Annotated in this window: 10 protein-coding genes and 1 CRISPR repeat array; of the genes, 7 read left to right on the top strand and 3 right to left on the bottom strand. The window is 43.1% G+C overall.

Going from position 1 to position 13,563, the window contains the following annotated elements; genetic code table 11:
* Positions 1–224 precede the first annotated feature (224 nt).
* Positions 225–1,016, top strand: coding sequence for a peroxide stress protein YaaA (yaaA, locus tag IEU85_RS02180; protein WP_188354588.1), 792 nt, complete (start codon positions 225–227; stop codon positions 1,014–1,016).
* 42 nt (positions 1,017–1,058) lie between these two features.
* Here the strand turns inward: yaaA and IEU85_RS02175 are convergent, their stop codons facing one another.
* Entirely contained in the window at positions 1,059–2,582 is a 1,524-nt protein-coding gene (locus tag IEU85_RS02175; protein WP_188354587.1) for an amino acid permease, read from the bottom strand.
* 258 nt (positions 2,583–2,840) lie between these two features.
* Complete coding sequence (cas3, locus tag IEU85_RS02170) at positions 2,841–5,369, bottom strand: CRISPR-associated helicase Cas3' (protein WP_229714688.1); 2,529 nt, start codon at positions 5,367–5,369, stop codon at positions 2,841–2,843.
* A 252-nt stretch (positions 5,370–5,621) separates the two neighbouring features.
* Between cas3 and cas5c the strand changes: the two genes are divergently transcribed.
* The 6 genes from cas5c (at position 5,622) to cas2 (ending at position 11,680) form a co-directional block, all read left to right on the top strand.
* On the top strand, positions 5,622–6,341 hold the full coding sequence (cas5c, locus tag IEU85_RS02165; RefSeq protein WP_188354586.1) for a type I-C CRISPR-associated protein Cas5c: 720 nt from the start codon (positions 5,622–5,624) through the stop codon (positions 6,339–6,341).
* A complete protein-coding gene (gene cas8c / locus IEU85_RS02160; RefSeq protein WP_188354585.1) occupies positions 6,325–8,250 on the top strand; it encodes a type I-C CRISPR-associated protein Cas8c/Csd1 in 1,926 nt (641 codons plus the stop codon). Before cas5c ends, cas8c begins: the two co-directional genes overlap by 17 nt.
* Positions 8,251–8,298: 48 nt before the next feature.
* Positions 8,299–9,150 carry a type I-C CRISPR-associated protein Cas7/Csd2 gene (gene cas7c / locus IEU85_RS02155; RefSeq protein ID WP_188354584.1) on the top strand — a complete coding sequence of 284 codons (852 nt, stop codon included), beginning with the start codon at positions 8,299–8,301 and terminating at the stop codon, positions 9,148–9,150.
* Between the two features lie 245 nt (positions 9,151–9,395).
* Positions 9,396–10,079: a CRISPR-associated protein Cas4 gene (gene cas4, locus IEU85_RS02150; RefSeq protein ID WP_188354583.1), complete on the top strand. Its 684-nt coding sequence runs from the start codon at positions 9,396–9,398 to the stop codon at positions 10,077–10,079.
* Positions 10,080–10,247: 168 nt separating this feature from the next.
* Positions 10,248–11,279, top strand: a complete 1,032-nt coding sequence (gene cas1c / locus IEU85_RS02145; RefSeq protein WP_188354582.1) for a type I-C CRISPR-associated endonuclease Cas1c — start codon at positions 10,248–10,250, stop codon at positions 11,277–11,279.
* A gap of 110 nt (positions 11,280–11,389) precedes the next feature.
* Complete coding sequence (gene cas2 / locus IEU85_RS02140) at positions 11,390–11,680, top strand: CRISPR-associated endonuclease Cas2 (RefSeq protein WP_188354581.1); 291 nt, start codon at positions 11,390–11,392, stop codon at positions 11,678–11,680.
* Positions 11,681–12,033: 353 nt separating this feature from the next.
* Positions 12,034–13,010: direct repeats of the CRISPR family, unit length 33 nt; unit sequence GTCGCACCCCTCACGGGGTGCGTGAATTGAAAT.
* Positions 13,011–13,053: 43 nt separating this feature from the next.
* On the opposite strand, the gene IEU85_RS08915 is transcribed toward cas2, so the two are convergent.
* Positions 13,054–13,548 (bottom strand): hypothetical protein, encoded by a 495-nt coding sequence (locus IEU85_RS08915; RefSeq protein ID WP_443093418.1) that lies wholly within the window; start codon positions 13,546–13,548, stop codon positions 13,054–13,056.
* Positions 13,549–13,563: the final 15 nt, after the last annotated feature.

The raw sequence follows: 13,563 nt of genomic DNA, 5'->3' as shown, positions 1-13,563 counted from the left end.
CTTCCTTACGAACATGCCCATTAGTTTCAGTTCAGCATGAGGTTTTGCTTTTGCGCTGGTACTACCAATTATTGGTTTATGCTTAACCATGCAGGTGCACGATACAGAACATAGGTAAATTACGTTATAGTACTTGCAAAATACAGTGGACTGTTCAACCGAGTAGCCCATAATACTTTCAGCGATACTTGTTTACTGTGCCACTATTCATATACAGTAGAGTTATGGTTTTAGTATTACTTCCGCCTTCTGAAGGAAAAACTGCTCCAATCAGTGGCACCAAGTTGCAAATGGATACACTGAGCTTCCCCACATTAAATGAAATACGAGAACGTATTGCGCAATCTTTAATAACAGCTTGTGTATTACCAGATCAGGAAGTGTTAGCTATATTAAAATCTGGTGAACAAACGCTGCCTGATATACGTGCGAACTTGCATTTATACGAATCGCCCTGCGCTCCAGCAGCGCAAGTGTATACCGGTGTACTCTACGAGGCGGCACATCTACAACCTCATGACGCAGCAATTATTGTTTCTGGATTATTTGGACTTACAACAGCGCATGATAAGATCCCTCTGTATCGACTTGCTATGAATGTGCGTTTACCAGATATAGGATCAGTCGCGCATATGTGGAAACAGGCACTTAGTGGGATGACATTATCAGCAATGCAACATGCTGCTGGATCACACGATAATGTAGTTTTTGATGCACGTTCTGCAGCTTACCAAGTTTGGCCTGTAGCAAAGAATCCTCTACTCACCCATATTCCAGATGATAAAGACGATAACAATCCTTGGCCGTTTTGGACGCTTAAAGCTCTTAATAATAACGGGCGAACGATAACACACCGCGCCAAGTATTATCGCGGGCTTATGGCTCGCACGCTACTTGATGCTGGGACAATAACCAATAGTCAAGTACCACAGTATGCTCACCAAATGGCATCAACTCATGGACTAGGACGACCTAATATTGACGAGGCACAGCGTATTATCACATTAACTGTGTAACGCTATGCCTCGTACATTCGTTGCTCTTGAACTCACTGAGAATTAGTGCACATTATGCGTCCCTAAATCAGCTGTTTCAGGAGTTACTGATGGCGCATGCGTGACCAACTTATGCCCCCACCATAATGCAAAGAACACTGGAACACCAATATATGGCATCAATACTCCGCCAATCGATGCGCCTGAAGTAATTGGTTCATACGCCTGACCGATAATAATAGCAATACATGCTAGTAAAGCTACCACTGCACCAGCTGGGAAGAAACGAGAACGGTATGGCAATTCGTCTAATGAATGACCTTGTGCCTTTAATGCCATACGGAATTTCCAATGACACCACGAAATACCAGCCCAAGTAATAAAGCCAGCCAAAGCAGAAACAGTCAGCAAAAACTCATATGCTTTACCGTCACCTACAAGCGATGTAATAAAGCCTGCCAACCCAACTAAAGTAGTAGCTACAAGCGCATTAAACGGCACCTGATGCTTTGATAACTTCATCAAAAACTTTGGCGCCTGCCCGTTTTCTGCAAGCGCAAATAGCATGCGTGTAGAAGCATACAGACCAGAGGTTCCAGCAGAAAGCACAGAAGTTAGGATTACTGCGTTCATCAGTGTTGCTGCACCTAAAATACCAGCTTTTTTGAATACCAAAGTGAATGGAGAAACTGCAATATTCGTTTCCGATGACGATAATAGTGACGGATCCGTGTATGGAATGAGAAAACCAATAACAGCAATAGCACCAATATAAAAGAGCAGAATTCGCCAGAAAATAGTGCGAATTGCCCGAGGAATGGACCTGCCCGGATCAGCAGCCTCACCTGCTGCAGTACCAATCAACTCAGTACCTTGGAATGAGTATCCAGCAACGAGGAGTACCAGCAAAATCCCCTTGTAGCCACCAACGAATGGTGCTTGACCTTTAGTCCAGTTGGTAGCTCCTGGAGAGTCTCCAATAATGCCAACAATCATAGCAATACCAAGCACAAGGAATACCACAACTGCTGCAACTTTAATAGCAGCAAACCAGAATTCACTTTCACCATAAGCTCGTGCAGAAAGTGCGTTAATGATAAAAAGAATTGCCAAGAACAGTGCTGACCAAACAATAGAAGGGGTGTTGGGGAACCAGTATTTCATCACTAAGGCTGCCGCAACGAGTTCTGCTGCTACAGTTATTGCCCAATTAAACCAGTAATTCCAACCAATAGCAAAGCCAAACGATGGAGAGACAAAACGAGTGCCATATTCACCAAAGGAACCAGCAACGGGTAGATACGCTGCCATTTCTCCCAAGGACTGCATAATCAGCCATACCATAATGCCAATAGCACCATAAGCCACGAGTGCGCCACCAGGTCCAGCTTGGGCAATAGTTGCCCCTGAAGCAACGAATAACCCTGTGCCAATTGCCCCACCGATAGCAATCATGGTGAGATGGCGCTGGCGCAACGAACGACGCAATCCTTCATCTTTGCTGCCGCTACCGCTCCCTGTATCTGGCTGAGCTTGAGACGCCTGGGTAGCAGCTACTGCACTGCCACTGTTAGTATTTCCCTGCATAAAAGCCCCTTACTGCATGTATGGCAAACTTCCTCAACAGATATTGATAGCACCATACAAGTACGACACAGCACTTCGCGCGTTTATCTCATTTTTCGGCATGTGTATCTAGACGCTGTATTATTACGAAATCCAAAATACGAAAGCCAATCTCAAACCTGCCTTCGACAATTCACACGCTGCGGTAACGCTATGCTAAACCAAGCGGAAGTACAAACGACAGTAACAAGTTACGAAAGATTGTTGAAAAATCTTACGTTAAAACATCATCATGTCCGGCGTAATATCATAAGTGATACCTATATCATCACTATAGTGTGCACTATCAATGTAGCGAATGGTAAAATTACTATTGGGCACAATTTCTTGCGTGGTTAATGCGTGTTCATCTTCGAGTTTGCGAATTTCATAATCAAACAAGGTGATGGTATACGGCTGCAATTGGCGTAAAATTGCAAGCTTTTCGGATTTATCAATACTAGAATCAGCTAGCTGCTGAATAAAAGTAAGTGGTTTGCATTCTTGATCTTCCTGCGTGCTATAGAGCACTACAACAGACTGACCAGCATTTTTAATCACTCGGAAATGCTCCCCCACCGTGGCAAATGCTTGAGCGAATAGATTGAGATACTGCTTGCCAGTTGCATTGTAATACTCGCCACGTTGTTTCTTATTTACTGCTAATGCTGAATACGCATACATACGAGTACCACCAGCTTGTCTAAACTCGTAATCCATGATGCTATTCATTCCCGGTTGCACTTTATATGTGTCAAATAATATGTCATAATACAAATCTATTGCTCGGTTAGAAAGCAAATCAATCTCAGGATGCTGCCTCAAGATTTGCTCGGTTATATTTTTACCAATTTGAATCGTTGGGAGATTCTCTAAATGCTCGTCTTGTAGTGAGTACACCAACACTGGTGCTGGAGTAGCACGTTCCCCGTTACGATTACAACGTCCAGCTGCCTGAATAATACTATCGAGACCAGCTGTTGCACGCACAACACTCCTGAAGGAAATATCAACGCCTGCTTCAATCAGCTGCGTACTCACACAAATTACGTGAGCGTCCTTTGTAGCAAGTTGCTTATTTAAGAACGCAATTTTATCAGCGCGATGTGCATTGCACATATTAGTACTCAAATGTACAAGAGTGAACTCATCCTCAGCATGTAGCGATTTAAGGTGAGCCAACACTTTTTTTGCCTCATTTTTCAAATTCACAACAGCCAAACAATTACCATGGGTACGAGCAGATTCCAACACATGTTCCGCAAACTCCTCGATAGAGCACAGTTCTTGCGATGCAATAATTTGTGTTCTGCGAAAGACTTGACGCTCCTTATCGCTTAGATGCACAAGATTAGGCTTAGCACTCAATGCAAGATTATGCCTACTCGATTGCATCAAATGCGGCTGCGTAGCGGAACACAGCACAATAGTGGTATGCAATATATTTGAAAGAAAACTTACAATCTCATTGAAGAGATTAATGGTATTGGTAGGCAATGCTTGTATCTCATCGAAAATAATAATACTGTCAGCCATATTATGGAATTTACGTAGCTTCGTGCCTTGAGCAGACATTACTGTCTCCAAAAATTGCACCATAGTGGTTACGATAATTGGACTATCCCATCGTTCTGCAGCTAGTTTTTCCAGTAAAGACTCATCATCACGTTGCCCAGTTTCTGCTACATGTTCTTGACTATTCGTTCTATATGAATCCGCTCTGGAGTAATGTTCAAGAAGCACAGTATTTTCAGCGTCAAGATCAAATACCGAACGAAACACTTGCGCCGTTTGCGTAGTAATCGACAGATACGGAATTACATAAATAATGCGTCGCTTGTTCCGCTGCTTAGCATGATGTAAGGCAAAGTTCAGTGATGCAAGTGTTTTGCCACCACCAGTAGGTACTGCTAACTGGTAGATACCAGTTTCACGTTGCGAGACTTCTTGGCATTGGCTGTAAATTGAAGTGCGCACTCGGTTTATTGGTGTTGCTGTATCAAAGGTACTAGTAAAGTCCGCAAGTTTTTGAATATATGTTTCCCAATCAGGCTGCGTCTGGACAAGAGCATGTTCACGTTGAGATGCAGGCATAGTGAAAGCAGCTGCGTCAAGCCTATCTGCATCAACAAGTCTTGAATACATATATTTCACGAGCAAACCGTAATAAAACATAACCTGATCATAAGTGGCAATCGTTTGTTGATGTGCGGCAAGCGTAGAGTGAAACTCATGAATATTCGAAACAGCTTGTTGCAATATTTGATCAACATCTAGCTGTAATTCATCTAGGCGCGATCGCACCTGAGTGAAGTTATCTTGATCGACCTGGGGGATTTTTCCTGCAAATACTTCAAAAATACTATTTGCGCCATACTGGTCTTGTTGGCGGAAAATACAATCCGGCAATTCACCATGATGCCTAGCAATGGCAAGTGCAAGTATGGCATTAGCTAACTGAGCTTCGTCAGAGGTTTGGTACTGAGATTGTTGCGTTAATAACGCTCCGTGAATAGCATGATGCACACTGCCACGCTCACCTTGATTATTCAGCAAGTATGCTTGAAAATCGTCGCTAGCCTTACCAATGTCGTGAAGTACTGCTGCAGCATATGCTAGATCACTATATTCTTGTTCAAAAGATTGCGCTAATCGCCCCGCTCCCAATAAATGTTCACGAAGCGGTTGAGTATCTCCATCCTCTGATTTTCGCCCATACAGTATTGATTGCGCCATCACAACCTCAGTTCCACGGTGTTTATTTGCCATCTAGCATACTACTCAACAGCAGGCAATAATGCATTGCACCTGAAGCAGGTTTTGCTGGGCCGAGGCCCAGCACTGCACCTACATATCAATAAATAATTTTCAATTCACGCTTAATATTTTAAGCGACACGACTTTGCAAAACTCGAATGTCGTAAGCATATCAAACAATAAGAACTTCTTATTAATTGATATTATAGTCCATATAAAGTTGTACAATATGTTATATCAACGAAGATACTCCAAGGAGGCTCGATGAGCCAACATAGAAACTCTATTGAATACGAAATATCAGGAAAATATGCCCTGTTTTCAGATCCAGCAGCACGAATCGGCGGCGAAAAATTTTCCTATTCAGTACCAACATATCAAGCATTGATTGGCATTACTGAAGGAATTTATTGGAAACCTACTTTCATCTGGGTTATTGATGCTGTGCGCATTATGCATAAAATACAAACTGAAAGCAAGGGCATCAGACCAATTAAGCTCAGTGGCAGCAACGACTTATCCTATTACACATATCTTTATGACGTACGTTACCAAGTACAAGCACATTTTGTTTGGAATGAACAACGCAAAGATCTAGCGGGCGATCGCAACGAAAATAAACACCATCAAATTGCACTCCGCTCAGTAGAAAAAGGTGGAAGACGCGATATTTTCTTAGGTACACGTGAATGCCCTGGATATATCGAACCATGCGTTTTTGGCGAAAGCGCAGGTTTTTATGACGATTACGGCGACTGGGATATGGGATATATGTTTCACAGTTTCATTTATCCGGATGAAAATCCAGAACACCATTTCATAACTCAGTTTTTTAGACCAGTAATGCATGATGGTGTGATTGATTTTCATGACAAAACAACGCATCTTGAACAACGCATTATTCGTTCTCATCAGCCTATACAACAATTCCAACTTGGAACCAATGTGCAACGCGTGGAGGAAGAATATGGATATCTGGACTAATCTTCTGAACACTTACGAACACATTAAACCAGCATCAGGGCTTGTTGAATCAAGCGACAACCCCCACGACGATGTAGTGAATCAAGCATTATTGCCGCTTAATCACATGACGCTTAAGGTCAGTTTTGAAGCGACGATTAATCTTCAAGGCGAACTGGTGAATTTCAAACGCCTCGACAAGACGCAAACAGTGATTATTCCATGCACCGAAGCATCTATGGGTAGAACAAGTAAGCCCGCGCCACATGCTTTATGCGATCAATTACATTACTTGGATGCGACTCTTGATGCAGACAAAGCTAGATTATATCTTGAGCAGCTTAACCAGTGGAAAGGTGACAACGCCATACTCAATGCCCTCTACTCGTATCTTACTCAACATAGCCTCACAAAAGATGCTACTGAACGATTCAATGAGACTTTCACGGATAAAGATCATAAACTTGGTGTTTCCTTCCTTATTGAGGAACCTGACACTGCAATACAAGCTATTGCTGATAAACCTGAAATCCGTGAGCAGTGGATTGCTTTCTCCTCACATCACGGGCATGCTGTTGGTAAAGATATGTTCGGACAGGATTTCTATACCCAAGTGGAAAATTTCCCGAAGAATATTGTGAGCACTGCAGGTAATGCCAAAGTTTTATCTGCGAATGATAGTAGTGGTTTTACCTTCCGAGGTCGATTTGCTAACCGCGATGAAGCACTCTCTATTGATTCGCTTACCTCGCAAAAAATCCATAATACACTGCGCTGGCTTGTACGCACGCATGGTTTGATTACCGATACTCAAGCAATTGTAATTTGGCAGGTTGCAAAGCCACAATTACCAGTTGATGAACCTGAAATCTCTGGTATTGCTAAACCTGTTACGCTAAGCTGGCTTGCTGCCGATCAGCTTATAACATCAAATAACCCTGTTGAAGAAGCACAACAAGTCACTTATCAGGAATTTGCGAAGAAGTTTGCCAAATTACTGCAAGGGCATCATTCACCTAATTTTATGAGCCAGCATGAAGGAAGAATAGTTATACTCATCCTTGATGCTGCTTCAACTGGACGTCTGAGTGTGCGATATTACCGTGAACTTCAACCAAAAGAGTACCTTGAAAATCTTGCACGCTGGCACGCTAATATTGCTTGGGATATACCACGGTATAAGAAAACAGATGATGGATATAAACGTGAAATTATAACTAGCTCACCATCGTCTGACGATATTATCCGTGTAGCATTCGGCACTGCAGACCAAACGAGTAAGCGCTACAAACAGTTAAAGCGCGTAACACGACAACTCCTTATCGAATGCATGTTTAGTGCAAAACCAGTACCTAGAGCAATACTCGAAGAAACATTCAATCACGTCAAACATCCATTGTCCTACGACAAATTGAGCACTTGGCAGACAGATTTAGCCGTTACTTGTGGACTATGGAAACAGTATTACAACCTCAATAACAACAATCGAAGGGAGATTACTATGGCACTCGATGAGGAACGCACTGACAGGGACTACTTGTATGGACGGCTACTAGCACTCGCTGACTGCTTTGAAGAACGAGTACTCTACGTGCGTGGTAATGGCACAAATGCAAACCGTGCCACTAACGCTCTGCGTTTTATGAACAACTACAGTGCACACCCATTTGAAACATATAACACAATACGTAATAAAATAAATCCCTATATTGAATATGGGAAGAGTAATCCAAGGCTTGTACGCTTTACTCAAAGAATTTGCAATACCATCGATGAAGTTATGGACAGATTTAATCCTAAAGAATACGAATCAGATGAAGCTCTATCCGCGCTGTATTTACTGGGATATTCTCATCAGCGAAGGAACATTGCTGGTTGGAGTACAAACAGTAACGAAGAAGCTAAACATAATCCAGAATCTGCAGAGTAATTCAGTTAAAATCGAAGACCATATTACATACATTACTAAGGAGCAACTATGGAAACTCTTACCCATAAAATCGACTTTGCATTAGTATTCCGTGTACAAAATGCTAACCCTAACGGTGACCCTCTAAACGGCAATCGCCCACGCACTATTGGCAGCGGCCTTGGAGAAGTATCAGATGTAGCATTAAAGCGCAAATTACGCAACCGTTTACAGGACGCTGGTGAACGCATTTTTGTACAAGCAGAAGAACGCTCTGATGACGGGGAACGTTCACTATCTGATCGCTTCAATACTTTCAAGCAATCGCTTGACAAAGACGAGTCAAATAATAAAACCACCATGTATCATCACGTATGCAAGCAATGGTTCGATGTGCGTGCATTTGGACAAGTATTCGCGTATAAAGCAAAAGGTACTAAAGACAGTGATGCAGTTTCACTGGGCGTGCGCGGACCGGTAAGTATTCAGCCAGCATTCTCCCTCAAACCAGTAGCTATCGATGACATAGAAATCACAAAGTCGGTAAATAGTGAAACTACTGATACTGGTAAAAAATCCGCAGATACCATGGGATTCAAATACCGCATTTCAGGAAGTGCTGTGTATGCTACGTATGGCTCTATCAACACTCAGTTGTCAAGTTTAACTGGTTTCAGTGATGCTGACGCTCAAAAGGTCAAGGAAGCCCTGCTTACTATTTTTGAAAATGATGAAAGCTCTGCTCGCCCTGCGGGATCTATGGAAGTGATAGCTGTTGTCTGGTTTGAGCACAATGACCGATCAGGTCAGTATTCCTCAGCTCGTGTACATCGCGCTGTACATATTGATGATGAAGGCACGGTTACTGTTGATGAATCAACTATACCTGGACTTCATTATGAGATTATCGAAGGCAAATAACGCTCTCCTTCATCAATAGAAGATAAACCCAGTAGGCCTGATACGCTCTGAAAACATACTTATAGCACGGTGATGAGTAGTTAATTGCTAGCTTAATATGTAATGATTGTTGATGAGTTTTCAGGCCTGCTGAGTGTGCAATTCGTACGTACACTTTGTAGTCATTTGGCTGAGTCTTCAATGCTGTAGCCCTGCCAATTGTATTACAAATATTACTCTCGCTTTCAACGAAGAAAGTTGGCAAAATGGAAGTGCCAAACGTACATATTTCAACATCATACAGCGAAGATGAGTGGCTTCAACTTTCCGGAATACAGCACTACGCATTCTGTGCACGACAATGGGCTCTTATCCATATTGAGCAGCAATGGATTGATAATTACCTCACTACAGCGGGGTCTATTGAACATGAACGTGTCGATGATTATCAGCAATCAGAATCTCGCGGCAATACTCTTATCTTACGCAGTTTACGCGTGTTCAATCCCATACTTGGGATTAGCGGTATATGTGATGTTGTGGAATTTCACAGCAATCCACACGGCATACATTTGTCAAAACGGCAAGGTTCGTGGATTCCCTACCCTGTTGAATACAAGCATGGTAAACCTAAGGAAATCGACGCCGATCGTCTACAACTATGTGCAGAAGCAATGTGCCTAGAATACATGCTTTCCTGTGACGTACCTGAGGGTTCGCTTTTCTATCAACACACAAAACGACGAGAAATTGTTACATTCAATACTGAACTGCGTGAACAAGTGCAACAATACTGCAAGCAAATGCACGACTACTTCAACAGAGGCTACACTCCCAAAGCAAAGTTTCGTCCACGTTGCAAATCATGTTCACTACTTGACATATGCCAACCCAAAATGTTGAATTCAACAAGCGCAAAAGCGTATATTCAGCAAACTATCAACCAGTAGCATTGCCTAATAGCAGCAGAACAGGTTCTCTTTTTTACCCATAAATAGCGCCCACACATATGTAATGGATGCAAAAACTAGGTCCTTAAATTCCCTTGAGCAAATCAATTACAAGAGATCCGTATTACTGTTACCGACCTTTTGTAACAAGCCAGATTCGAGAACAATATGAAACAATTATTACGAACGCTCTTCATACTGAGTGAAAATACCTATCTAACCTTGCACCAAGACAATGTGGTAGTCAAGCAAGAGGAACGCACACTTGCCTCTATCCCCTTGCGATCTTTAGATGCGATTCTATGTTTCTCTTACAAAGGAGCTTCTCCAGCTTTAATGGGAGCTTGCTGTGAGTTTGGCGTACAATTGTCGTTTTTCAAACCAACTGGACGCTATCTTTGCTCAGTACTAGGAGAACATCAGCGCAATATTATCTTACGTAAAGAGCAGTTTGCCATTAGCAGCGCTCCTGAAATGGCATTACCATACGCACAGTCATTTATTACTGGAAAAATTTACAATGCTCGATGGGTTGTTGAACGTACAAAAAGAGACCATGAACTACGTGTTAATGTAGAGCGTTTACAACATACCAGTGCAACACTGCAAAAACTACTTACTGCTCTAAAAGACTGCGAATCCATTGATCAGTTGCGTGGTATAGAAGGTCTCGCAGCGCACGAATATTTTGCAACATTTGATGATCTCATTTTGAGAGATAAAGAACATTTTTATTTCACAGAACGAAGCCGCAGACCTCCATTAGATCCCATGAATGCGCTACTTTCCTTCATTTACGTACTCCTACAGTCAAGCTGTGCAAGTGCGCTTCATGGCGTTGGATTAGATCCTTATGCTGGTTTTATGCATACAGATAGACCTGGAAGAGCATCATTATCGCTTGATGTAATGGAAGAATTACGTCCATGTCTTGCCGATCGATTTGCGCTAACCTTGGTGAATACAGGAGTTATTCAATATAAACATTTTGAGACACAAGAAAATGGAAGTGTCTTGCTTAGCGAGCTGGGGCGAAAAACTGTACTTACAGCATGGGAAAAGAGAAAGCAAGAAACTATTACTCACCCATTTTTACAAGAGAAAATCTCTTGGGGACTGCTTCCCTATACTCAAGCACTGCTCTTAGCACGAACAATTCGAGGTGATCTAGATGCATACCCGCCATTTTTGTGGAAATAAAGATACACGATGCACTGAGTGTTTGAGAAAATTGAGCAAGAAGGTATTGCTGAATACTTTCAAACTATGTTGTACTTTTGCACAATTCCACACCTTGGTTGGAGAGTAACATGCTCGTTTTAGTAACCTATGATGTTAATACTGAAACTGCACAAGGAAAACGTCGGCTGCGCAATGTTGCAAAAGCCTGTACAAAATACGGGCAACGCGTGCAGCAAAGCGTATTTGAATGCGAAATTACGTCATCCCAAAAGCTGGAGTTGATTCACGAACTGTTGGAAATAATAGATAGCGAAAAAGACAGTATCAGGTTCTATAATTTAGGCAGCAAATATTCAACAAAAGTAAGCCACTACGGTAGGCAGACTCATCACCCCTTAGATGAGGTGTTGATTATTTAGACGTAGGTGCATAGCGGGGCATAATGCATAGTTATATGTGGGTACGAAATTATGCATGCAATGCGAATTGGAAATGCTGCGAATGCCCCTAAGTGTTACCATAAACTTCTTGCTAAGAACCTATGCGAACCGCAAGTACTCATCAATACACGGAGTGTTCGCACCAGATAAAAGCATATTTTGGTATTCGCCGACGTTGTTTGTTCATTATTGCAATCGTTGTTTGATAATTTCAGAGTGAGATATAAGGACAACATAAACAAGGAAGTAGTATTTATGCTTCCTCGTGGAAATTATTCGTCACATATGGCATAATATGTGCTCGTATAGTGGATAATTTGTCCATCTATGCGGTCGCACCCCTCACGGGGTGCGTGAATTGAAATGATGACAGTGGTGCGTGTTTTCAGGTCGTCAAAGTCGCACCCCTCACGGGGTGCGTGAATTGAAATATTGAACGAGGAAAGCGCATCTTTAACTCCACAATCGTCGCACCCCTCACGGGGTGCGTGAATCGAAATTGTGCTTGATGGTAAACCAGTGCCGCATTCTGGCGTCGCACTCCTCACGGGGTGCGTGAATCGAAATCACAGCACATGCAAAACGCCGCCAACAGTATTGAAGTCGCACTCCTCACGGGGTGCGTGAATCGAAATGTTTGACGATTGGGCAAACGTAGTGGACGACTTTGTCGCACTCCTCACGGGGTGCGTGAATCGAAATCAAACATGGCAAGCGAACTCACGCACATAGGGCAGGTCGCACTCCTCACGGGGTGCGTGAATCGAAATACATTTGGTACTACGAGTGGTGATTTACGACTCTGTCGCACTACTCACGGGGTGCGTGAATCGAAATAACACTTAAGCGTGCGCTCACTCGCATTTTTATCGGTCGCACTCCTCACGGGGTGCGTGAATCGAAATAAAAGTGGTTAGGCACTCCGTATGACATACCCGTGTCGCACCCCTCACGGGGTGCGTGAATTGAAATACCACACGTGAGCTCATGCGCGGCGCTTGAAGGTCGTCGCACCCCTCACGGGGTGCGTGAATTGAAATTTGACGGTAACGCCTTCATTCGTTTAGTGCGTTTGTCGCACCCCTCACGGGGTGCGTGAATTGAAATACGCTTATAGACATTATTACTAATCGTATGCCATGGTCGCACCCCTCACGGGGTGCGTGAATTGAAATTTCGCAAAGTTGTTTGATTATTTGTTCTTGGCTTGTCGCACCCCTCACGGGGTGCGTGAATTGAAATGTAACCACGCCACCACATGACGTGTGTTTGTAACGTCGCACCCCTCACGGGGTGCGTGAATTGAAATAACTCAGCATTCACTCGCTTCACCGTTTGTAAGGTCGCACCCCTCACGGGGTGCGGTTCATATGTGGATGACGTATGGGTTGTACTGCTGCTTCTCGTAATGCTGCCTGAGCTTGTTCGAGTCGTGCCGCAAGCTTTGCAGCACGCACAGTCATCTCTTCTTCACTTCCCTCACCAATAAGCGCCTTGTCTTCATCAGTAAGGATAGGGTGGGCTTGCTTAATAGACACCCAAACTTGTTCCTTCTTATAATTCGCGATAGCCTGATGCGCCTCTTCAAGATCACGTTGCAACCGCTCTGTCTCACTGAGTTTCTCATCCTCATAGGTTTTCAACTGCAATTTATAACTATCGTTCATTTCTTTGATTTTGGCGTTATCAGCACGCAAGTTCTGAATAAGATTCCACGCTTTAGCAGGGTCGAAGTCCACGCCGTCACGCTCCCACGGTGGCGTGGATGCTTCTTGGTCTGTTTGACTCTCACTATGTTCGCCTGTGGTTGGTTCTGTCTGCTCTTCTTCTGGTTCTTGATTATCCAATCGTATTCCTTTCTA

The sequence above is a fragment of the Galliscardovia ingluviei genome (genome assembly GCF_014635685.1).
GTDB lineage: Bacteria > Actinomycetota > Actinomycetes > Actinomycetales > Bifidobacteriaceae > Galliscardovia > Galliscardovia ingluviei.
The sequence above is the reverse complement of the archived record's forward strand: the minus strand, read 5'-3'. Positions and strand labels throughout refer to the sequence as shown.